This is a genomic window from Pseudocolwellia sp. G5-9, assembly GCF_055808995.1.
The window spans coordinates 405,821-429,972 of the sequence record NZ_CM147893.1 but is presented as its reverse complement, the minus strand read 5'-3'; the positions used below and the strand labels follow the sequence as shown (position 1 = coordinate 429,972).

Annotated in this window: 20 protein-coding genes; 4 read left to right on the top strand and 16 right to left on the bottom strand. The window is 36.9% G+C overall.

The annotated features are described in order from the left end of the window. Nucleotides 1–78: 78 nt before the first annotated feature. The 3 genes from tal to AC0L5Q_RS01780 all read left to right on the top strand — a co-directional run bounded on the left by tal (nucleotide 79) and on the right by AC0L5Q_RS01780 (nucleotide 3,883). A complete protein-coding gene (gene tal, locus AC0L5Q_RS01790; protein ID WP_473614008.1) occupies nucleotides 79–1,017 on the top strand; it encodes a transaldolase in 939 nt (312 codons plus the stop codon). A 229-nt stretch (nucleotides 1,018–1,246) separates the two neighbouring features. Further along, nucleotides 1,247–2,890, top strand: a complete 1,644-nt coding sequence (gene pgi / locus AC0L5Q_RS01785; protein WP_473614007.1) for a glucose-6-phosphate isomerase — start codon at nucleotides 1,247–1,249, stop codon at nucleotides 2,888–2,890. A 12-nt stretch (nucleotides 2,891–2,902) separates the two neighbouring features. Then, nucleotides 2,903–3,883, top strand: a complete 981-nt coding sequence (locus tag AC0L5Q_RS01780) for an aldose epimerase family protein (RefSeq protein ID WP_473614006.1) — start codon at nucleotides 2,903–2,905, stop codon at nucleotides 3,881–3,883. 1,055 nt (nucleotides 3,884–4,938) lie between these two features. Here the strand turns inward: AC0L5Q_RS01780 and AC0L5Q_RS01775 are convergent. The 13 genes from AC0L5Q_RS01775 to AC0L5Q_RS01715 all read right to left on the bottom strand — a co-directional run bounded on the left by AC0L5Q_RS01775 (nucleotide 4,939) and on the right by AC0L5Q_RS01715 (nucleotide 18,666). Next, nucleotides 4,939–5,970, bottom strand: coding sequence for a LacI family DNA-binding transcriptional regulator (locus AC0L5Q_RS01775; protein ID WP_473614005.1), 1,032 nt, complete (start codon nucleotides 5,968–5,970; stop codon nucleotides 4,939–4,941). Between the two features lie 126 nt (nucleotides 5,971–6,096). Continuing rightward, nucleotides 6,097–6,726, bottom strand: coding sequence for a TetR family transcriptional regulator C-terminal domain-containing protein (locus AC0L5Q_RS01770; protein WP_473614004.1), 630 nt, complete (start codon nucleotides 6,724–6,726; stop codon nucleotides 6,097–6,099). 139 nt (nucleotides 6,727–6,865) lie between these two features. Further along, nucleotides 6,866–8,068: a urate hydroxylase PuuD gene (locus tag AC0L5Q_RS01765; protein ID WP_473614003.1), complete on the bottom strand. Its 1,203-nt coding sequence runs from the start codon at nucleotides 8,066–8,068 to the stop codon at nucleotides 6,866–6,868. Nucleotides 8,069–8,111: 43 nt separating this feature from the next. Then, nucleotides 8,112–9,401, bottom strand: a complete 1,290-nt coding sequence (gene guaD, locus AC0L5Q_RS01760; protein WP_077341902.1) for a guanine deaminase — start codon at nucleotides 9,399–9,401, stop codon at nucleotides 8,112–8,114. Nucleotides 9,402–9,410: 9 nt separating this feature from the next. Further along, a complete protein-coding gene (locus AC0L5Q_RS01755) occupies nucleotides 9,411–9,950 on the bottom strand; it encodes an ureidoglycolate lyase (RefSeq protein WP_473614002.1) in 540 nt (179 codons plus the stop codon). A 3-nt stretch (nucleotides 9,951–9,953) separates the two neighbouring features. Beyond that, complete coding sequence (uraH, locus tag AC0L5Q_RS01750) at nucleotides 9,954–10,334, bottom strand: hydroxyisourate hydrolase (protein WP_473614001.1); 381 nt, start codon at nucleotides 10,332–10,334, stop codon at nucleotides 9,954–9,956. Beyond that, entirely contained in the window at nucleotides 10,327–10,866 is a 540-nt protein-coding gene (uraD, locus tag AC0L5Q_RS01745) for a 2-oxo-4-hydroxy-4-carboxy-5-ureidoimidazoline decarboxylase (RefSeq protein WP_473614000.1), read from the bottom strand. Before uraD ends, uraH begins: the two co-directional genes overlap by 8 nt. Next, nucleotides 10,859–11,986 (bottom strand): allantoicase, encoded by a 1,128-nt coding sequence (gene alc / locus AC0L5Q_RS01740; RefSeq protein ID WP_473613999.1) that lies wholly within the window; start codon nucleotides 11,984–11,986, stop codon nucleotides 10,859–10,861. The genes uraD and alc overlap by 8 nt, the downstream gene beginning before the upstream one ends. Nucleotides 11,987–12,064: 78 nt before the next feature. Then, nucleotides 12,065–13,414 carry an allantoinase AllB gene (gene allB, locus AC0L5Q_RS01735; protein WP_473613998.1) on the bottom strand — a complete coding sequence of 450 codons (1,350 nt, stop codon included), beginning with the start codon at nucleotides 13,412–13,414 and terminating at the stop codon, nucleotides 12,065–12,067. Between the two features lie 9 nt (nucleotides 13,415–13,423). Further along, complete coding sequence (xdhC, locus tag AC0L5Q_RS01730) at nucleotides 13,424–14,287, bottom strand: xanthine dehydrogenase accessory protein XdhC (protein ID WP_473613997.1); 864 nt, start codon at nucleotides 14,285–14,287, stop codon at nucleotides 13,424–13,426. Between the two features lie 64 nt (nucleotides 14,288–14,351). Next, nucleotides 14,352–16,751: a xanthine dehydrogenase molybdopterin binding subunit gene (gene xdhB / locus AC0L5Q_RS01725; RefSeq protein ID WP_473613996.1), complete on the bottom strand. Its 2,400-nt coding sequence runs from the start codon at nucleotides 16,749–16,751 to the stop codon at nucleotides 14,352–14,354. Then, nucleotides 16,744–18,252, bottom strand: coding sequence for a xanthine dehydrogenase small subunit (gene xdhA / locus AC0L5Q_RS01720; protein ID WP_473613995.1), 1,509 nt, complete (start codon nucleotides 18,250–18,252; stop codon nucleotides 16,744–16,746). Before xdhA ends, xdhB begins: the two co-directional genes overlap by 8 nt. Nucleotides 18,253–18,396: 144 nt before the next feature. After that, on the bottom strand, nucleotides 18,397–18,666 hold the full coding sequence (locus AC0L5Q_RS01715) for an acylphosphatase (RefSeq protein ID WP_473613994.1): 270 nt from the start codon (nucleotides 18,664–18,666) through the stop codon (nucleotides 18,397–18,399). A gap of 112 nt (nucleotides 18,667–18,778) precedes the next feature. Here AC0L5Q_RS01715 and AC0L5Q_RS01710 point away from each other — a divergent pair, with 112 nt between their 5' ends. After that, on the top strand, nucleotides 18,779–19,966 hold the full coding sequence (locus AC0L5Q_RS01710; protein ID WP_473613993.1) for a class I SAM-dependent methyltransferase: 1,188 nt from the start codon (nucleotides 18,779–18,781) through the stop codon (nucleotides 19,964–19,966). A 71-nt stretch (nucleotides 19,967–20,037) separates the two neighbouring features. Here AC0L5Q_RS01710 and AC0L5Q_RS01705 read toward each other — a convergent pair whose 3' ends face one another. From AC0L5Q_RS01705 to AC0L5Q_RS01695, 3 genes are all read right to left on the bottom strand, one after another. Further along, on the bottom strand, nucleotides 20,038–20,337 hold the full coding sequence (locus AC0L5Q_RS01705) for a PilZ domain-containing protein (protein WP_473613992.1): 300 nt from the start codon (nucleotides 20,335–20,337) through the stop codon (nucleotides 20,038–20,040). A 319-nt stretch (nucleotides 20,338–20,656) separates the two neighbouring features. Next, the gene (locus tag AC0L5Q_RS01700; protein WP_473613991.1) at nucleotides 20,657–21,430 is read right to left on the bottom strand and encodes a hydratase; all 774 of its coding nucleotides are present in this window, start codon (nucleotides 21,428–21,430) and stop codon (nucleotides 20,657–20,659) included. A gap of 60 nt (nucleotides 21,431–21,490) precedes the next feature. Continuing rightward, a complete protein-coding gene (locus AC0L5Q_RS01695) occupies nucleotides 21,491–23,320 on the bottom strand; it encodes an SLC13 family permease (protein ID WP_473613990.1) in 1,830 nt (609 codons plus the stop codon). Nucleotides 23,321–24,152 lie beyond the last annotated feature (832 nt).

Here is a 24,152-nt window from a genome sequence, read left to right as displayed (position 1 = left end):
GAATTTATTAATTCAATTGGTATTACTGATGAATTACAAAGTAATGCATTCAGAATAATCAAATAAGATAGAGTTCCCATGAATTTATTAGAGCAATTAAAGAAAGTAACTACCGTTGTTGCAGACAGTGGCGATGTTGATTCAATTAAAGCATTAAACCCAGTTGATGCGACAACTAACCCTTCATTAATTTTACAAGCAGCAAAATTACCACAATATAAGCACCTTATTGATAGCGCTATTGCTAAAGCTGGTAGCAATATTGATGATGTTTGTGATCAATTAATTGTTAATTTTGGTTGTGAAATTTTAAAAATAATCCCAGGTCGTATTTCTAGTGAAGTAGACGCTCGCTTGTCGTTCGATACACAAGCAAGTATTGAAAAAGGCCGTAAGTTAATTGCTTTATATGCAGAAGCAGGTATTGCTAAAGAACGCGTTTTAATCAAATTAGCGTCTACATGGCAAGGTATTAAAGCGGCTGAACAATTAGAGAAAGAAGGTATTTCTTGTAACTTAACTTTATTATTCAGTAAAGCTCAAGCTATTGCTTGTGCTGAAGCTAACGTAACGTTAATTTCTCCGTTTGTTGGTCGTATTTTAGATTGGTACAAAGCAAACGAAGGTAAAGACTTTGTTGGCGCTGCAGATCCAGGCGTTATTTCTGTTACAGGTATTTATAACTATTATAAAACTTACGGTTATAACACAGTAGTAATGGGCGCAAGTTTCAGAAACACCGGAGAAATTATTGAATTAGCAGGTTGTGACTTGTTAACTATTTCTCCTGCTTTATTAACGGAGTTACAAAATACTGAAGGTACTTTAGAAACTAAACTTTCTACTGACGGTATTGAAGTTAAGTCGCAAAGCGAGATTGTTCCATTAACTGAAGCAACATTTGCTTGGCAACATAACGAAGATGCTATGGCGTCTGAAAAATTATCTGAAGGTATTCGTAAATTTGCTGTTGATCAACGCATTTTAGAAGACCTAGTTGCTGATTTAATTAAGTAACTACACATCTAACCTATTACGCTTTGCGTAATAGGTTTTATTTTGTTTATGTTTTAAACGTTAACCTAGTTTAAAACATAAACAAAATAAATATTATCACTGTAAACACGTTTAATAGGCTTACTTCTCTAATTTTATTTCAATGATTAAAACACACTTAAGTTTTCATATGTTAACTCTTTAAATTATTGAAATATATTAGCATTAGTTGCAATAACAGGAACTCAATATGACTTCAAGAACATCACTCCCAAGCTGGCAAAAACTCATCTCGCACGCAGAAGAAATGAAACAACAACATATGGTTGATTTATTTGCTAACGACAGTGAACGTTTCTCTAAGTATTCAATAAAAACACCAGCGTTTTTATTTGATTACTCTAAAAATTTAATGTCTGATGAAACGTTTAGCCTACTTCTAGATTTAGTTAAGGCATGTGATATTGAAGAATGGCGCAATAAAATGTTTTCTGGTGAACGTATTAACAAAACTGAAAACAGAGCAGTTTTACATACCGCATTACGTAACCGCTGCAATACACCTATATTAGTAGATGGTAAAAATGTAAACGAAGATGTTCAAAAAGCGTTAAACCATGTTAAAGCTTTTAGCGATAAAGTGCGTTATGGCGAATGGTTAGGTTATTCTGGCGAGTGTATTACTGACGTTGTAAGTATTGGTGTTGGTGGTTCTAATCTAGGGCCTGAAATGGTAACTGAAGGCTTAAAGGAATACGGTTCTAAAGACATTCAAATGCATTACGTATCAAACGTAGATGGTACTCAAATTGCCAATGTATTACGCCCATTAAATCCAGAAACCACACTTTTTATTGTTTCAAGTAAAACCTTTACAACGTCAGAAACTATGACCAATGCAACAACCGCAATGGAATGGTTAGTTGCTGCTGCGTTTGATAAAAGTGTTATTGCACAACATTTTGTTGCTGTATCTTCAAACAAAGAAAAAGCAACAGCCTTTGGTATTAACGAAGAAAACATATTTGATATGTGGGATTGGGTTGGCGGTCGCTTCTCTTTATGGTCAACAATAGGCTTACCTATTGCGATTGATTTAGGTTTCGATAACTTTGTTGAATTGCTTGAGGGTGCGTACGATCTTGATTATCACTTTTGTAATACGCCATTAGAACAAAATGCTCCTGTGATTATGGCTATGTTAAGTTTATGGAATACCACATTCTTAGGCTCGCAATCTCAGGTTATTCTACCTTACGACCAATCATTACATCGTTTACCTGCTTATTTACAACAAGCCGAAATGGAAAGTAACGGTAAGTCAGTTTCGTGGGAAGGCGAAGAAATCACATATACTACCGTACCTGCTATTTGGGGCGAAATAGGTATAAACGGACAGCATGCTTTTTACCAATATTTACATCAAGGTAATACAATCGTTCCTGCTGATTTTATTGGTTCAGTGGAAAGTTTAATTCCGGTAAACAATCATCACGATATTTTAATGTCTAACTTTTTTGCTCAAACTCAAGCTTTAATGCAGGGTGTTACTGAAGAGCAAGTACGTGAAGAGCTAACAGCTAAAGGCATGTCGGCAGAAGAAATAGACAAAGTAGCTCCACATAAAGTACATAAAGGTAATCGCCCTTCTAACACTATTTTAATGCAAAAATTAACACCAAAAACATTAGGAAGTTTAATTGCGTTATACGAACACAAAATATTTGTACAAGGTATTTTATTGCAAATTTGTTCGTTCGACCAATGGGGTGTTGAATTAGGTAAAGGGCTTGCTAACAAAGTATTAGCTGAATTATCAGCAGATAAATTAAGTGATAATTTAGATAGTTCTACTTATGGTTTATTAGATTTTTATAAATCATCTAAGGAATAGGTTAGAAAACGCATGACAACAAATACCGTAGAAACATTTAAGTTATCAAATACTCAAGGTGACGAGATAATTCTTTGTAATTATGGCGCCAGAATTACCCAATGGAACACCATTGTAAAAGGTGAAACTCGTAATATTGTTCTTGGGTTTTCTGATCCTACAAAATACCTCGACGATAATGCTTTTTTAGGTGCCATTGTTGGGCCTTATGCCAATAGAATTGGCGGTGCATCTTTTACTGCAAACAATACTAAGTATTGTCTTGCGGCTAACGAAGGTAAAAACCAATTACATGGTGGTTCTAAAGCTTTTGGTGAATTATTTTGGCAAGTGACCAGTAGAAGTGATCAGGTATTGACACTTACGTGTTATTTAAATGATGGTTTTAATGGCTACCCTGGCCCTATTAATGCTGAAATTAACTATGAATTAACCAATGATGGTGCTTTAGTTATCTCAGGTAAAATGACGAGTGAGCAACTAACGGCTATTGGACCAACATCACATCCATACTTTAATTTGATGGGTGCTGAACAATCGGCTCAAGCCCATTCATTGCAAGTTAATGCATCGAACTACACACCTACTGATGAGGTAAATGTACCGACAGGTGAGATTGCTTCAGTTGAAGGCACAGCCTTTGATTTTAGAGAAACACGAGCGTTAAATTTAGGTGTAGGCCTAGACGATTTAGATCATAACTTTATTATTGATGATCACGGATACCAATCCCACGCAGAAAACGCGTTAAATAAACAAGGTGTTTTAACCAGCCCTGATAATGCATTAGCATTACACGTTTCATCCAATTTACCGGGTGTTCAAGTGTATACTGGGCGTTATTTAGAAGCGCCTTTCAACTCATTTCAAGGCATATGTTTAGAACCTCAGTTCTTTCCAGATAGCCCAAACAAGCCACATTTCCCTTTTGAGTTAACCGGACCTGAAACACCGTTAAGCTTTAAAATTGTTTACGCCTTGGTGAAAGCTTAGTTTAAAAAATTTACCAATGAGAGCACCGAGAAATTATGTACTTAATCTTTTCTCGGAGAAGGATGTAGCCCCTCGTGCTCTCTCTGGTTGGTCTTTTAATTAGGGTAATTCGCGTAATTAGCTGACAAGGTTTTCTAAGAAAATTTACCACCGAGGACACAGAGCTGTGCTTCGCACACACGGAGAAGATCAAAACAATAAAACCTTTTCTTTATTAATCGTTCCTTGGTTTAGAACCTAGTCCCTCTATGCTCTCTGTGGTTAATCTTTTGTTTTAAAAGACGTTATCAACGAATTACGCTAATTTCACGAATGATTAAAAACAAGAAAAAGTCTTCTCGGTGCAGGACGTAGTCCCTCGGTGTTCTCTGTGGTTGATCTTTTAATTAGGGTAATTCGCGTAATTAGCTGACAGTTACTTATAAAAGACTAAAACATTTTAACCACAGAGAAGAACACGGAGAAGGTCAAAACATAAGAAGTAATGATTTAAAATCCTCTGTGTAGGGCGAAGCCTCTCTGTGTACTCTGTGGTTGATCTTGTGTTTTAAAAGACGTCATCAACGAATTACGCTAATTTCACGAATGATTAAAAATAAGAAGAAGTCTTCTCGGTGTAGGGCGAAGCCCCTCTGTGTACTCTGTGGTTGGTCTTTTAATTAGGGTAATTCGCGTAATTAGCTGACAGTTAGTTATAAAAGACTAAAACATTTTAACCACAGAGAAGAACACGGAGAAAGTCAAACCCTTTTCTTTACTAATCTTTTCTCGGTGTAGGGCGAAGCCCCTCTGTGTACTCTGTGGTTGATCTTTTAATTAGGATAATTCGCGTAATTAGCTGACGGTTACTTATAAAAGACTAAAACATTTTAACCACAGAGAAGAACACGGAGAAAGTCAAACCCTTTTCTTTACTAATCTTTTCTCGGTGTAGGGCGAAGCCCCTCTGTGTACTCTGTGGTTGATCTTTTAATTAGGATAATTCGCGTAATTAGCTGACGGTTACTTATAAAAGACTAAAACATTTTAACCACAGAGAAAGTCAACACGCCCTATTATAATTGTGTAACAGAGTTTCTTTCAATCACATCAAAACCTAAAACATTTCTAAAATCGTGGCTATTAGCTTTAGATAAATCTGAAAACTTACCCGACGTTAAAATGGTAATAGCAAGTTCTGCCATTTCTTGGATAGGTTGTCTGATAGTAGTTAAGTGAGGAGAAATTGTTGTCGCTAATGGCGTATCATCAAAACCTACAATAGAAAGTTCTTCAGGTACTGCAATACCATTAATATGCGCCACAGAAATAGCGGCAGCTGCCATTTCATCGTTACTGGTAAATATTGCTGTAGGTTTATCTTCTAACGCCAGCATTTTTCTGGCAGCAATAACGCCTGAGTCGTAACTGAAATCACCTTGTTCAATATATTCTGGTGGTACGTTAATTTGATTTGATCGCAACGCATCTAAATAGCCTTGATAACGTAAACGACTTACCCCTTCTGGTGCATTTCCAATAATATGACCAATTTTTGTATGGCCTTTTTTAATTAATAATTCAGTTATATTAAAAGCCGCTTGATAGTCGTCAATACAAATATAAGGCGACAAGGTAAGTTGACTGTCTGGCGCGATACGTACAAAAGGAACTTTAGATGCTTGTAGTAAATTCAACACTTCTGGCATATCACACACGGGCGGTAAAAGTATTACGCCGTCTACCTGAGTTACGTCGATAAGTTCTTGAATAGAGTGAAGTGCTGTTTCAATGCTGTCATCAATACCATCAGCTACAATATGATAACCTTTAGCTCTACTACTTTTTAAGGCTTGGAATAAAAATTTACTGACATAGGCATTACGCGTATCAAGATAAAGTAACCCTAAGAAAAATGATTTGTTACTGGCCAATCGTCTTGCTGAAACATTAGGGCGATAATTTAAAGCCTTAACAGCATCAAGTACTAATGCTTTTTTAGCATCACTGACTTTAGAGTCTTCATTTAGAACCCTAGATACTGTCATGTTTGATACGCCAGCTCTTTCTGCGACGTCTTGGATCCTTGCTCTTTTAGGCTTTGCCATTTTTATAATTTACCTAATATTTACCGATGTGTTTAGCGCTATTAATCTGCACTAACGTATTTTATCGCGCTAACATTATATTTAAAAACAAATTTTAGCAAAAACATCTGGTGTATCAAAGGTATATTAAGCGCTTATACCAACGCCTTTTAAAATAATTGCAGTTAATGAATCAACAACCTCGTCAAAATCTTGAGACGATATTTCAGTTTTATCCATGGCAGCAGCAACTTGCACATTAAAATCAGCATAATGCTGTGTAGCTCCCCAAATAAGAAACAGTAGATGATATGGGTTTATCGGGTCTATTTGTTTACTCGTGATCCACGACTCAATAACTTCTACTTTTTCTTGAACCCATGCTTTAAACACGCCTGAAAGGTAGGTATTTAAAACGGGTGCACCATGAATAATTTCGCTAGCAAATATTTTAGATGCATCAGGGTCTTCTTTCGAATACATAACCTTAGAGCGAATATAAGCAGTTAACGCGGTTTTAGGATCATCTTGAGCATTTAATGTATCGTAATGAGTGTTCCAAATATCAAGAATACTATCGAGTAATTGGCTATAAATATCAGTTTTGTCTTCAAAATAGTAATGTATATTTGCTCTTGGAATATTTGCTCTTTCAGCAATACGCTTAATAGATGCGCCTTGAAAACCATGTTCAACAAATTCATTTTTAGCGGCATTTAAAATAATGGCTTTATTCTTTTTTCTTATACTTCCATCAACTGCTTTTTTATCTGTCACTTAACTCCCCTTTCTATTTTACGTTTATATTTATAATTTTCATTATTGAAAAATTAATATACAACATAAGCGATTCCATATCACATATTGCGTTGATTTTAATTTAATATATGTAATTAAAACCAACGCGTTACAACTTCTACTGTGTTATTAATTGGCTTTGCTCAATCCATAAAGCAAGTTGTTGTCTTTCTTCATCTGTCATCTGAGTTTTATTCATAAACGGCATGTCTTTACTGTCTATCACTCTCGCTTTAATACGAGGCAACCACTGTTTTATAGCTGTAATGTTATCTAAACTGACGCCAGCTTGAGCTACTTTAAAAATATCATCTGTGGGTGATGCGGAATGACAGCTAGAACAACGTTTTTCAATTATTTGAGTAATCGTCGCATCTGATATTTGAGTACTTTTTTGTTCTTCTGTAAATTCCATTTTTTTAGGTGCAATCGCGTAAGCTAAGGCAATAACAGCCACAATAGCGCCCACAAAAATCATTGGTTTTTGTTTACCAAAATGTCTTAATACAAAGTATTGTCTTATTGCTGCTGTAATTAACACAATAGCCATAAGTACCAACCAATTAGCGCTATGGTTGTAGGTCATAGGGTAATGATTAGAAATCATAATAAATAATATGGGTAACGTAACGTATGTATTATGTGTTGAACGTAACTTGGCGTTTAGCCCATATTTAGCGTCAGGTTTTCTACCCTCTTCAACCGCTTTAACCAAAGCACGTTGTGAAGGCATAATACCAAAAAACACATTACCCGCCATAATAGTGCCGATAATCGCGCCCATATGCATGTAAGCGCCTCTAGCACTAAATATTTGCGTTAATCCATAAGATAAAGCGGTAGCTAAAACAATAAGAATAGCGCCTAATATTAAGCTGTGATCTTTAAGCTTTGTTCTTACTAATATTTCGTAACTACCTACGCCTATAACGATAGAGCCTAAACCTAATAATATTGCTTGGGTTTGGTTAATATCAGCCACATTTTTATCAATAAGGTATGAATCGGCACCTACGTAAAACATTAATGAAAGTAATAAAAATCCCGTTAACCATGTAGTGTAGGCTTCCCATTTAAACCAATGTAATGTTGTTGGCATTTGTTCAGGCGCTAATTTGTATTTAGCCACTTCGTAAAAGCCACCACCATGAATGGCCCATAAATCACCAGAGATACCTTTTTCTTTTTTCCACTCGGGTGGATTTTGTAAGTGATTATCTAACCATACAAAATAAAAAGACGCGCCTATCCACGCTATCCCTGTAATTAAATGGGCGAAACGAATAATTAAATTCAGCCATTCAGTAATATAAGGATCCATTAACCATTTCCTCTTAAATAGAGTAAAACATGTGGTGTAAAAATTAACATACTCGTTCACCCATTATGTGTGTTGCTATTACGTGACGTTCGTCGCCTAACATACTTAAAATAAACAATTCTTCTGTTAGTGTTTTACAATGCTGCATTCGTCTTTCCATTAATGGTGTAGCTTTTGTGTCTATTACAATAAAGTCGGCTTCTGCACCTTTTACAAAGTTACCTATGGTGCCTTCTAAATCTAATGCGATTGCACCTCCTAAGGTAGCGAGATAAAACGATTTATACGGGCTAAGTTTATCGCCACGTAGTTGCTGCGTTTTGTAACCTTCGTTTAAGGTGCTTAACATAGAAAAAGTTGTGCCTGCGCCAATGTCTGAACCTAACCCCACGTTAACGTTAAATTCTTCAGCTTGTTTTAAATTGAATAAACCACTACCTAAAAATAAGTTTGAGCTTGGACAAAATGCGATAGCTGATTCGGTATCAGATAAACGCTGACATTCATCGTCATGTAAATGTACACCGTGTGCAAAAACGCTGCGCCTGCCAAGTAAGTTACTTTTATCGTAAACGTCTAGGTAGTTTTCACTGTCTGGGAATAATGACTTTACCCATTCAATTTCATTTTTGTTTTCAGATAAATGTGTATGTAAATAAACGCTAGGATATTCATTAAGTAAACGCCCTGCTTCATTCAATTGTTCTGTTGAACACGTAGGTGCAAACCGTGGAGTTATTGCGTATTGAAGCCGACCTCTGTTATGCCATTTTTCAATTAAAGCTTTACTATCAGTGTAACCACTCTCTGCGGTATCAGACAAATAATCTGGGCAATTACGATCCATCAAGACTTTGCCACAAATCATACGAAGGTTTTTTTGTTCTGCAATACTAAAAAAGGCATCAACAGAAGCTTTGTGTACAGTGCCAAAAACTAAAGCAGTAGTTGTTCCTGCATCAAGCATCTGAGAAAGAAAAAACTCAGCAACTTTTTTACCATGTGCTTCATCACTAAATTGTCGTTCAGCGGGAAAGGTGTAGTTTTCAAGCCACTCTAATAACTGCTCACCGTAAGAGGCGATCATTTCTGTTTGTGGGTAATGAACATGAGTATCAATAAACCCCGGCATCATTAAACCATCGGTATAGTGAATAATTTCAGTACCGAAAGGCAATGTAGATAATAAATCATGAGCATGCCCTACGGTATCAACCAAGCCATTTTTAATGATGAGTAAGGCGTCTGGAAAATATTCGTAGCTGTCTTCTAACTTAACTTTAGAGGGATCGGCTAAGAAATGTAATAACTCACCTCGATAAACTTTTAACATGGTTTTACCTTAATTGTTCTTTTCTAAAGAAATAACTAACGAATGCTTAACGGCATCATTTTTTATTGGATCTAGTGAAATAACATCACAGTTATCTCCTACACCACCACGATCTACAACTAAAAAGTCTGACACTTCGTTTAATGCCAAACAGTAATGATGCCAAGTACCTTTGTGATAATTAACACCTTGATTAGCTGTTGCCAAAAATACTTGTAATTCATCAATATTAAAATCGCCAGCAGGAGCAACAACAACCAAATAAGGTTGTTGACTTAATGGCATAAAAGCTTGGCTTGATAATGGATGCCTTTCCATCATATTGATTGTAATAGGCTGAGGTAATGGTGTTGCTCTGAATATATTAACAAGTGTTCTGCCGTTATTGGTTTCTACATCAATGTTAGCTAAATCGTGATAACGCTCTGTAAAACCATCGTTTATCGTAAAATGCTGATTTGACTCATCAACTTCTATCACATCACCAAAAGGTAAAAAGCTTTGTTTAGTTAATGGTTTAGGTTTTACTGAAATTACATCGGTGGTCATTGATTAACTGCCTCGGTAAGTTGAATAGCCGTACGCTGTGAGCAGTAATGGAATGTGGTAATGATCACCGCTTGCGTCTAATTCAAAGACAATATCGACATACGGATAAAAGCCTTTTTCATCTATCGAATCAAAGTAAGCTTTAGTATCAAAATGCATACGATATAAACCCGCAGGCAATACGAGTGTAGGATCTAATAGCCCTGCAATACGCCCATCATCATTGGTTACTCCATTCGCTAATGAATGCCATACAGAGTCTTTATCCTGCTGAAACAAAGTAATAGGAAGACCTTTAGCTGGTAAACCTCGAGAAGTGTCTAATACATGCGTGGTTATTTGGCTAACACCTTGACTCACTGGGTTTGAATTTGTACTAGTCATTATTACCTTCCTTAAGGTGATCTAACATTTTGTCTATTCGTATTTGAAATATTTTACGTTGTTCTTCTGCCGCATTTTCCAGCTCTGTTTGCCTATTATTGGGTAAACGCTGTTGCAATAGCGTCAGCATTTCTTCAGCTGACTTTCCTGTTGCACAAACAATAAAAATAAAACCAAATTTATGCTGATAATCATCATTACCTTTCGCGAGCTGGGTTAATACTGTTTCAGTCGCATTATCAACAGCGCTCTGTTCACCACTGGCTAAGGCTTTGGTATTAGCATATTTAGCTCGAAGTGAATTAACATCACCAATTTTAGGGTGACCTTCAAAGGCTTCTAAATAATCGTTTTCGGTTAAATTTTTCCAATGTTCGTTCGCAAGGTTTACCAGCTGGTCTTTATCTGCAACAGGTAAAGAATTCAGCATTCGTTCTACCCATTTTGACGATGTGCAACACTGCATAAACGCATGTATTGCATCATTTTCAGGTAAGGCGTTTAGTGTATCAATTGCTAAAGAGTTACTCATGGTTTGTACCTAATTCACCACCTAATGCTTCATCTAAAGTATTTAGATCCGCTCCAAGTTCAGAACCTTTACCAAATACGCGCATACGTGAAATACCACCGTCGGGGTAAATACTTAAACGTACATGGGTATATATGTTTGAAGGTTTAATTATTTCATTGATAAACAAGTGCTCGCGATGTGCGTACAGTTTAGTTTGCTCAATAATAGGTTCCCAGCGCGCATTGTTTTGCGTAAAGTCATCATCCATCGTAATAGTACCTTCTAGCTTAAAGCTATCTGGATAATTGCCTTTAAAATGACAGGTATCAATAATCACTTTTTCTACCGTACCCGACTGGCCTAATTTTACAATGGACCAATCTGGCCCTGGATCGCGACGACGTTTAGTTTCCCAACCATCGCCCATGTCTTTACCACGACCAGGCATAATCAGATTATTTTTATCGCTAAAAAACATGTCGCTTACGAGTAAGGCTTTACCGCCATTTTTAATATAAGCTAAATCAACAAGTTCACCTGCAACAAAATCATCCCAGCTCACATCAGCTTCCCCGTAAACACGAAAACGAGCTATGCCACCATCAGGAAACATATTTAATCGCACATGAGTCCATGACTTTTCAAGTAACTCACCAGCCGATGCTTGCGTTAATTCAAATAAGTTTTGGCTATGTGGCTCTACCGCACTTTCAGCTAAAATTGTGTGCCAAACGGTATCATCATTAGGTTGTACTTCACTTACACACGCCTCAACTGAAACGGTTTGTGGTGCATTACCTCTAAAGTAGTTTGTGTCAATATCAAAACCTTTGATAACACCACGAATACCTAAACGGATAATACACCAGTCAAATTCACGCCCATTGTCTCGACCATAACTACGGCGCGACTCCCAGCCATCCATCCACTTACCACGCTCGGTATATTTGTCATCAATAAAGATGCCACGACCTGATTTAAGTAGATTTTCCATTTCAGCAAAAAAATCGTCACTACACGACAATGTTTCACCGCCAACACGTTCGCTTGCTAAATCTACATAGTGTGTTTTAAGTTTTAAAGCTAACTCGGCACTCTCGCCTGTTAGTTTATTTTGTTGTTGTGTGTTCTCGATCATTATTTGCTCCAATTCATGGCTGAATTTGTTGTTTATCTATTTTTTAATATGCTTTTATATTAAATGCTTTAACCGTATCTACTTTTGCTTCAGTAGTACCTGCCCTTTAGGTGTATTTACAAAACTGTCGTCGCTATAAACAAGTTGCCCACGCACATACGTTTGTTTAATTTCACCGGTAACTTCTCTACCCACGTAAGGCGTTATTTTATGTTTATGTTTGATCATCTCATTGGTAATAGTGAAAATTTTTGATTCGTCAAATATGGCAAAGTCAGCATGGTAACCAACTTTAATTTGACCTTTGTAATGATCAAGACCAGCAAATTTAGCAGTTTCGTGCGACATTAAACGAGCGATGTCCACTAAACTAAAGCCTCTGTTTTTGGCTTCGGTCCATATAAGAGGTAAACCAAACTGTAAGGCTGAAATACCTCCCCATGCTTTTTCAATATCGCCTGTATCAATATGCTTTAATTGAGGTGTACAAGGTGAATGATCCGACACAATAAAGCTAATACGACCATCTTTTACCGCCGTCCATAACGATTCACGGTTGGTGTTTTCTCGAATAGGCGGACAACATTTGAATAGCGTTTTGCCATCAGGAATATTTTCAGACGCTATGGTTAAATAATGCGGGCATGTTTCAGCCGTAAAGCGTAATCCTGCTTGCTTAGCTTCGCTGATGCTTTCAAGGGCTTCATCAGACGACAAATGCACAATATGCACCTTACAGTCGTGGCCGTTTTGCTTAGCTTCTTTCGCTAAATCAACCATTAAAGCAACCGCATCGTTTTCCCATTTTTTAGGGCGAGACGCTAAAAAGCTATTGTATTTATCACCGATAATAGGATCTGGATGCGAACCACAATCTAGCTCTGCATGAATAAGATAAGGCACATTATGTTTAGCTAAAATAGGCAGTGCTTTGCGAATGTCGTCAGCTTGTACGTTAGGAAACTCTTCAACACCTGAATCAATTAAAAAAGATTTAACACCTAATACGCCAGCATTTAATAAATCGTCAAGTTGATCAATGTTATCGGGAATAACACCGCCCCAAAAGCCACAATCAACCCAAAGTTTGTCGTGTACCGCATCTAGCTTTTCTTCAAATGCCGCTTTAGTGGTTGTTACCGGTATGCAGTTTAATGGCATATCTACTAAGGCGGTTATTCCACCTGCAGCAGCGGCTTGAGTTGCGGTGTTAAAGCCTTCCCACTCTGTTCGACCAGGTTCGTTAATATGCACATGTGAATCGACTAATCCTGGTAAAATAACCAGTTCACCGTGATCAATCACTTGGCAATCTAAAGGATGATCATAGTTATGAATAGCAACCACTAATTCATTTTTAATTTCAATACATGCAGGCTTCATTTGCCCCTGAACAATCACTTTTTTACTTTGTAACGCAAAGTGCATAACTTGATCCTAATTTATATCGCTAACTAATTGTTTAATCGTTTTTAAAGGAACACCTTGCTGGCTTCCTTTCTCTGGAGCTATCTTTTGATGCTCGTTCGTTTGGTAACAACTGATAATTTGCCCCGCAACCGATACCGCAACTTCCATAGGTAATTTACCGGTAACGTCAGGTAAACCGATTGGACAATGCATACGTTCAACTAACGCTTCATCAATATCTCTGTGTTTGTATCTTTGTTTAAATCGACGCCATTTAGTGTCAGACGCAATTAAACCAAGGTAAGCAAAATCGCCACGCTTCAAAATGGCTTGAGAGATATCAAAGTCCATTTGGTGATTATGTGTCATAACGATAAAATAACTATTCGCGGGCATATTTGCTACTTCGTCTTCTGGTGTTTCACTTACAATAACGCAGGTATTATTAAGGGTTTCGGCATTCGCTGGAAATTGTTCTGCTCTGCTGTCTACCCACGTAATTTGGCACGGTAAAGCTGACAATATAGGCATAAGTGCTTGGCCTACATGTCCGGCTCCAAATAACATAATGTTAATACCTGTAGCTGCAAAACATTCGAATAAAACGGTTGCTGTACCACCACAACATTGCCCTAGTTGGCTACCTAATTGAAAGTGTTCAATATGTTGAGCATTCACACCTTTTTTTAATAACTTATGGGCAAACTTTGTCGCTTTGAATTCGAGATGACCTCCACCTATGGTGTCGAAAAACTCATCATGAGTGATCACCATTTTAGTGCCGCTATCACGCGGTGTAGATCCGGTAATGCCTATTAAGGTTACCATTACGTAGGCTTTACCTTGCTGGTTAAGCTGGTAGGTTGCACTACTCCAATTTTGCTTATTCATGAACATTCACCCAACATATTTACCTTTCCTAAACCTTCACCAAAATCATTAGACAAACACACACCTATGCCGTTTTATCTGCTTTGTTATGAGCTTTCATCGACTCTACCGCCCATAGCACACGTTCAGGCGTTGCTGGTGTATCTAGCTTAGGGCTTAACTTGTAATCAGCCACACTTGCAATGGCATCTTTTAAAGCTGACCACACAGAAATAGCTAACATAAATGGAGGCTCACCTACCGCTTTCGAGTTATAAATAGTTTGCTCTCGGTTAGGATCGTCAGGCACTAAATTTACTCTAAAGTCTTCAGGTGTATCACTAATTGCCGGAATTTTATAAGTTGCCGGATTATTTGAAAGTAATCGACCTTGGTCGTTCCACATCAATTCTTCGGTAGTTAACCAACCCATGCCTTGAATAAAAGCCCCTTCAATTTGGCCTCTATCAATTGCGGGGTTTAATGAATGACCAACGTCATGCAAAATATCGGCTCGTAGTACTTTGTATTCGCCAGTTAGCGTATCAATTAATACTTCTGAAACTGATGCGCCCGTTGAATAATAAAAGAATGGTCGACCTTTACCTGTTGAACGGTCAAAGTGTATTTTAGGTGTTTTGTAATAACCGGTTGCCGATAAAGAAACTCTGTTCATATAAGCTTGTTGAACAAATTCAGCAAAGCTAAACGTATGCATAACTTTGTCGTTCATACTTAAAATAACTTGGTTATTGTCAAAAACAACACCTGATTCATCAATAAAGTAATGTTCGCAAGCGAAATTAATTAACCGCTTTTTAATCGTAATTGCCGCCGCTTGTGCCGCTTTACCGTTTAAGTCGGTTCCTGATGATGCTGCTGTAGGAGACGTATTCGGTACTTTGTCGGTTCGAGTGGCAGACACACCTACGGTATCAACATTCACTTGAAACTCTTCAGCCACAATTTGAGCAACTTTAGTAAATAGGCCTTGGCCCATTTCGGTACCGCCATGGTTTAAATGAATAGTGCCATCGGTATAAATATGAACTAAAGCCCCTGCTTGATTTAGATGCTGAACGGTAAATGAAATACCAAATTTAACAGGTGTTAAAGCTATGCCTTTTTTCAAAATAGGACTTTGTTTATTAAAATCGTTAATACTTTTACGACGTGCTTGGTAGTCAGAACTTTGTTCTAAGCTGTCCATTAATTCAGGTAATTTATTATGTTCTACGGTTTGATAATAATGAGTAATGTTACGCTCGTTCTTCCCGTATAAATTTGCTTTTCTTATCGTTAAAGGGTCTTTACCTAAGTGTCTTGCGATATCGTCCATGACCATTTCAATGGTCATAACACCTTGTGGACCACCAAAACCTCTAAATGCTGTATGCGAGACTGTATTTAGCCTGCAGCGGTTACCCGTTACTTTTACTTCATTCAAATAATAGGCATTATCAGAATGAAACATAGCTCGGTCGACAATGGCGTCTGATAAATCGGGCGAATAACCACAATTACCATTTACGGTAATATTAATGCCTTCGATTACACCCTTATCATCAAATCCTACGGTGTAATTATTTTCAAATGGATGACGTTTTCCCGTCATGATCATGTCGTCCATTCGGCTTAATTTAAATTTAACCGGACGTTTTGTTTTATTCGCTAAAAGTGCCGCCAAACATGCCCAAGGTGCCGCTTGAGTTTCTTTACCACCAAAACCACCTCCCATTCTTCGAGTATCTACAACGACAAGATTTAAAGGAATGGCTAACACTTCAGCGACTAGTTTTTGCACTTCGCTCGGATGTTGAGAAGATGAATAAACCACCATTCCGCCATCTTCGGTAGGCTCTGCTGATGAGACTTGCCCTTCAAGGTAGAAGTGCTCTTGCCCACCTATGGTGATTTCGCCACTAAGTTGATGTTTAGCTTTTTCAATTGCAGCATCGGACTCGCCACGTTGCATTGTAAAGGGTGGTCTAACAAATGATTGCTGCTCTAACGCTTGTTTAACCGTTAAAACGGCTTCAAGTGGTTCGTAATCAATCTTTGCCAAGGTAACCGCTTTGCGGGCTAAATCATGGCTTGTAGCCGCTACAGCAAAAATAGGTTGGCCAACATATTCAACCTTACCTATCGCTAAAACAGGATCACCCGGAAATACAGGGCCAATATCAGTATGCCCCGGTACATCTTCCACAGTAATTACGGCAATAACGCCTTCAGCTGCTTTAACGGCTGATAAATCAAGTGACTTTATGTTTGCATGGGCATGAGTACTTTGCCCTACTGCTGCGTGTAACTGCCCTTGTAACTCTGGCTTGTCGTCAATATAAAGCGCTTCGCCACTGACATGTTTTTCAGCACTTTCATGTTTTTTATGTTTACCTACACCACCTAAACCTATTTCTATAGCTTGTGTAGCAGCATCTACGCTTTTATCGGTACCTTTTGGTACATTAGTTAAATTACGCATGATTAATAACTCGCGTTTCAATAAGTTGATGTGGTGTTGAAGAAGCCGAACTTTGTGTAAGTTCAATAAAGCATTTTTCTAACAAGTTTTGTGCAACACGCATTCGGTAAGCATCTGACGCTCTTACGTCTGACATTGGTTGATAATCTTGCGTTAATGCTTGCTGAGCGCGTTCAATGTTCTTTTTCGTAAACGCGTTATTTAATAATACTTGCTCAGTCGCTAGTGCACGTTTTGGAATAGCAGCCATACCACCAAAAGCTATGCGAATAGCAGTAACTTGGTTGTTTTTTAATTCGATATAAAATGAAGCAAGTACCGCAGAAATATCATCATCGATACGTTTAGATATTTTATACACTTTTAAAGCTACTTCAGCTTTAGGCTTGTTCGCTCTAGGGATGCTGATAGATTTAATAAACTCTGAAGGTGCTAGTATCGTTTTTTTGTAATCAACAAAGTAGTCTTCTACTAAAACGGTGCGAGTTTTATCTCCACATTGTAACTCCATAGTACAGCCCAATGAAATTAAGGCAGGAGGCATATCACCTATTGGTGACGCGTTACCAATATTCCCCCCTAACGTACCGTTATTACGTATTTGCATTGAGCCAATGCGCTCAATCATATCGCCTAAGTCTGAATATTCTTTTTCAAGTAAGTGCGTAAATTTATGATAAGGAACAGCAGAGCCTATGTGTATAAATTCGTCATCAACAGTGATTGTATTTAGCTCTTCAACTTCACCTAAATACACAAGCTCGTTAATAGAGGATAAATGTTGAGTAACTGATAAAGCTAAATCTGTTCCGCCAGCTACCAAAATGGCATCAGGATGTGCTAATAAATAAGTAGATAATTCTTTGCTGTTTTTAGGTGCAAAATAGCTCTTGTTTGTACTTTGAATTTGAACCGCTGGTAATTGGTTTAATACTGAAAGTTTATCAACCGTTTGCTGATAATTTTGTGCGAATGAATCATTAGCGCAATCGTTGGTTTGATCTATCGCGGCATCAATAATGGAGCGATACCCTGTACAACGACATAAGTTTCCAGCTAATGCTTCAAGCACTTCTTCTCTATCAGGGTTTTGCTTGTTTTTGTGTAACGCAAACGACGACATAACAAAACCCGGCGTACAAAAGCCGCATTGTGATGCATGATGATCAACCATGTTTTGTTGTACGCTATGAAGTTTTTCATTTGAATCAAGCTGGCTAGCAGGTTTTAAATGCTCTACGGTTATAAGTTGCTTACCATGCATCGCACCTAAAAATGTTATACACGAATTTATCGATTTATAAGCTAAATCTGTACTCGTATTAGAGAGTTCAGCTACAACAACTGTACAGGCACCGCAATCGCCCGATGCGCAACCTTCTTTAGTGCCTGTTTTGTTTTCAATATTTCTTAAATACTGAAGCACCGTTAAATTAGGATCAAAGTGATCGAGTGTAACTATTTCATCATTGAGCAGAAATTGAAGCGCGCCATTTGCCATGTTGAATTCTCTATTGTTATGCCAGCATTACGTAAACTATTGCTATAGTAAAGCAAAAAGCTGACTACAGTGTCAACTTTTAAAGGTATTATAAATCATTTAAAACTCAATAAATGACTAAACATTATATAAAATCCTATATATTCAATTAATTGCAAAAAAATGATGTTCTTTCCACTCTACTTGTTTTTGGTCCATTTTATTAACAATAGCGTCTGGTGGCCCTTGTTTTAACCATAACAACATTTTGTCTACATTGACCTGCTCTCCACAAATGAGCACTTCTACACTTCCGTCAGCTAAATTATGCGTATAACCACTTAAACTATAATCAATTGCCATTTGTTGGCTTAACGACCTAAAGCTAACTCCTTGTACTTTGCCACTTAAATGTGCGATGTAACTTACATTCATGTTCTTTTTCCTTTGTATGTAGCCGAGATCATAATAATGAGTACCTCGCCAAGATGGTTAATACCAATTGATATGGTATGATCCACGCCTCTTTAATATTAAGTATAGACATATGTCAGCCAGAATTTATTTAAAAGTTTCCCGAGAAAAATCTTTGTTGAGAAAACACCCTTGGGTATTCTCAAGAGCCATCAATAAAATTAAAGGTAATCCTCAATTAGGAGATACTGTTGATATATACGACAGTAAGGATAATTGGCTGGCTAGAGGCGCATATTCCCCAGAATCACAAATATGTATACGTGTTTGGACCTTTGATGAAAACGAAGAAATCGACGAAGCTTTTTTTCTCAAAAAACTATCAAGTGCTCAAGCACGCAGAGATTGGTTTATTGAAAAAGGTGGCTTAACGGGCTATCGCCTAATTGCAGGTGAATCTGACAGTTTACCGGGAATAACCATAGATAAATACGATAACTTTCTTGTTTGTCAGCTACTTAGCGCTGGCGCTGATTTTCATCGTTATACTTTAGTTTCAGCGTTAAAAAAGCTTTATCCCGATTGCCATATTTATGAACGTTCAGATGTTGATGTAAGAAAAAAAGAAGGTTTGCTCCCAGTAACGGGTTGGTTAACTGAACCACAAGACACTACTGAATGTGTTATTGAAGAATATGGCGTAAAAATTAAAGTTAATATTGTTACGGGTCATAAAACAGGATTTTATTTAGATCAACGTGAATCGAGAGTGGCAGCAGGTAAATATGCTGAAGGAAAATCAGTACTGAACTGTTTCTCTTATACTGGAACGTTTGCACTGCATTGCGCTTTAAAAGGCGCTAAAGAAGTTATTAACGTTGACGTTTCTCAATCAGCTCTTGATATTGCAAAAGAAAATGTTGAGCTTAATCACCTTGGTGATAATGTAAAATTTGTTAAAGCTGATGTATTTAAATTATTACGTGAGTACAGAGAAGAAAAACGCACGTTTGATATGATCATTCTAGATCCACCAAAGTTTGTTGAATCTAAAGCGCAGCTAACAGGAGCTTGCAGAGGTTATAAAGACATTAATATGCTCGCCATGCAATTATTAAAACCTGGTGGAATTTTACTAACCTTTTCATGTTCAGGCTTAATGGAAGCGGGATTATTTCAAAAAATTGTCGCTGATGCAGCATTAGACGCTAGAAGAAATGCTTATATTGTTGATCGTTTGCATCAAGCACCTGATCACCCTGTATCGTCAAACTACCCTGAAGGTTACTATCTGAAAGGTTTAGTTTGCCAAGTAGAGTAATACTACAGTCAAAAAAAAGCACAGCTGTTCATTGTAGCTGTGCTTGTTAATTCCTAGGCAGTAAAATTAACTTAATCAATTTCAGATATATTGATACCTAGCAAGTAACATTCATCACTTTCTTGGTTAGATCGAACGACTTTCCCTTTTACATCTAACGCTGAAATACTATTATTTGCAGCATCTACATGTACTCTTATCGCGGTCCCTAACTCTAATGGATGAGGCATTTCAATCGCCATCCCTGTCGCACTCAAATCTCGACATACAGCTAATATTGTTGAATTAACTTCATCATCAATAATAGTTACGGTAACTTGGCTGTTTATCATCATGCGATAAAAATCGCGATTATCATCATAATTAATCATTGTTACTCCATTATACAAAAAAGCGATTGACCATTTATACTTATAGACTTTAAGCGTGTCAATTTATTATAAAATTCAAGCAATGTATTCAAATTCTACTTAATTTTAGTTTATTTTTATTAAAAAAGTTTAGCACTTAAACAATTATTTACATTACTGTTCAAGTAGAGACTTATGTAAGTGTAGTTTAGCTTTTTAAATTCGTAACATTAATAAGAATAATTACAGTCATATTTTCTAAAAACTTAACTATTCGTTATTATTTAATCTAATAACACACTTGCATGTCGTCTATTTATAGCCGTTACCACTCTTTTTATTAACGAGTCGCTTTAAATTCAACGTTAAACGAACCTAACCCTTTATACTCAATAGTCGTTTTTTGATTAAAAGCTAAATCAACAACACCACAATATGAACCCGTAATAATAGCTTGCCCTGCTTTAAAACTAACACCACGTTGCGTCATGTAATTAATCATCCAATAAATAGGCAAAGCAGGTAATTCATTTGGGTGCTTTCCTTCGTATGACAAATTAACGCCATTTTGAGTAATAGCAATATCAATAGTCGATGCAACATAAGCTTGTTTTTTATCTATTTCAGGCCCAATAAATAAACCTTGGTTTGATAAACAGTCTGCTAGCTTTTCATCAAAATTTGCTTCGCTAGTTGCCGAAAAACGATTTTGGATAAGTTCTAAGGCTATATGCGTTTGACCAATAGCATCATCTATTTCAGTTTCTAAGTAAGGAGTAGCGGAGGCTGGAATGTCTTTATTTAATATAAAGGTTATTTCAGGTTCAATTCTCGCTTTCTCGTTATCTGGCACCAAAAAAACTTCAGAACCTTCATTTAAGCGGGTAACCGTATTTGAAAAAATAGGCGCTACGACTATATTTCCATTAGCTAAAGGCAGTAAACACTTCCAACCTGCTACCTGTGCATTTTCGCTATTTAGTTCAGCAATATTAGCTTGTATAGCTAACGATTGTTCATTATTTCTAGGGCGAATGTCTTCGGGTAAACGATCAAGTTTTTGATTGGTTAATCGGTTTTCTAATAAAATTTTTGCTGCTTTTATGTTGTTCATTAATTACTACCTAAGAATTTTTATTTATTGTTTTTAATTTTTTTACTGAACTACATTCAACTAAAGATAAAACCAGCTTAACAAAAACGATAATACCACCCACATTAGAATAATAAGCGGTATACCCACTTTCATAAAATCTGAAAATCGATAACCTCCCGCGTTCATAACTAGAATATTAGTTTTATACGCCATAGGAGTGGCATAACTTAGGTTAGCGCCAAATAGAACCGCTAAAATAAACGGCTCTACGGGTACATTTAACTGTGTAGCAACTGAGACTGCTATAGGTGTACCTATAACCGCCGCTGCATTATTGGAAACGATATTGGTTAACACGGCTAATAACAACATAAGCGCTGATAAAATTCCGGCGGGTGGTAAACCTGATGAAACAGCAACAAAAACTTGTGCAATATATTCTGCACCGCCTGTTTGCATCATGGCAGAACCTAACGCAAGAGATGCTGCAACAATAAGAATAACTTGGCTACTTAGTGCTGAAGAAATTTCGCTCCAATCTAAGCACTTAGTTGCTAATAGCACCAGAATACCGCAAAGAGAACTAACCGCTATAGGTAATAAGCCAACGGCTGCTGATATAACAACAAAAACTAGAACTAAAAGCGCTATAGGTGCTTTTTTTGTATAAGGTAAACTTGCCGCGCCATCAATAATTAAAAGCCCACGTGTTCCTTTTAGACCATCTATTTGTTCAGCTTCACCTTGCACTAAAAGTACATCGCCTGTTTTAATAGTAACGTGACCAATACTTTGACGGCCAATTTTCATCGCTTTACCTTCACGATGAAGAGCAACCACAGAGACTCCATAACGATATGCGAAATTAGCATCTTTCAATGTTCTGCCTACTAAGCCTGAAGCTTGTATTACAACAATTTCAGCTAAAACTTGTTTATCTTCTTTTAAAGGATGATCATCATCAACTTTTTGGTTACCTGAATAAAGCGTTGCATCAATAACCGTTTCAAACTCTTTTAATTGATCAGGGTAATCATTTACCTGCAACCTGTCTCCAGCCTTAATCAAAGTATCAGGCAATGGAATAACATTACGGTTATCAGGGCTGCGTTGAATTGACTCTATCGTCATTTGATCATCAGTTAACTTAAGTAACTCAGCAACGGTTTTACCATTAGATTGGCTTTCTTCATTAATATTTAAGTAAGCCGTAAAAATTCGAGGTGATGTATCAGGTAATGTAGGCGATCGAGTAGGTAATAAACGCGGTGCTACTATCCATAAATACGCTATAGCAATACTAGCGGCAATTAATGCAGGTACAATAAAGTCAAACATACCTATTCTAGGCAACCCCATATCACTGGCTACACTTACAACAAGTAAGTTAGTTGATGTACCTATTGTGGTGGTCATACCGCCCACTAATGTTGCTAATCCCATGGGTAACAACATGGGTGAAGAATCGGTCTTAGTTCTTATAGCAACGCTCATTAAAATAGGTAAAAGCAAAACTACAATTGGCGTATTATTAACCACCGCACTTAAAGCACCGGCAATAATAAGCGTGAGCAATAAAGATAATGTTGGGCTTATTTTCCAGAGTTTAGCTAAGTACCGCCCTACAGGCTCTAAAGAGCCAGTTCTGACTAATGCATGCCCTATTATCATTAAGGCACAAACGGTGACTAACGCTTCATGTCCAAAGCCAAAGAACAAGGAAGAGGCCTCTAAATGGCCAGTACTAGTTTCAAAAGGAAACACAGTAAAAACCAAACATAAAAGCACAAGAACAGCCAAAGACGAGGTTTCTAAAGGAATATCGTCGCGTCTAAAAAAGTATAGGGCGATAGCAGTAATAATTAATATCATTAATGCATGATTATTGGGGATGTCAGGAATATTCAAAATAACCTCTGGTAATTAAAAACAACAATATTATAAAAATTTATTGTTAAAACTATTCAAGAGCTTAGCTTGAGTTAAAGGGCTTAGCAATAATTATAAAGAATATTTATTTATGAGATTACAATAAAATGTTATATGAAAGCATAAATAAAACAGAGCGTTATACCCAAGAAATTTAAAGTAAGCGCTGTGTTTAGTTAGATGTATTATTCAATAATATTTAACCTCAACTCGGGTTAATGAATGTTAGATAATAAATTAAAATTCTTATTTATCAAAACCTTAACCTGTACCGTTGTTTTCCTAAGTTATATTAGTCTCTCAACATTGATATTTTTGTGTATAACAAGGCGAATTTTTCTATCTAATAGCTAGCTATTAGTAATAAATTCAACGAAGTTAGGCATAAAAATAGCTTGTTGAGTAACTTTGCTTATCCCGAGCTGAGGTTATTTATATACCGCTATTTAAAAAGGCTTTAAAAACACAAGAGCAACCACAAAGAACACCGAAATAAGAAATTTAAAAATATCGAAGCTCTCTTATCTCTGCCTCTGTGATTATTATTAGCCTCTTTAGTTAACAAGGTCTTTTCACCTAATTACACTAATTACTCGAATTAATAAGCGTCCCATAAGCCACAGATAACACCGAAGTGATAAATTAAAAGATATCGAAGCTTTCTATCCCTGCCTCTGTAGCTCTTCTCTATCTTATAAAAAGAAGCCCAAATGCGTAAACATTTGGGCTTCATCTAAATTATTAGAGTCTGTTGATCTTTCATGTTTAAATTTTGTTTGAATTAAATGCTTGTTGCTCGCGGCGCAAGGGA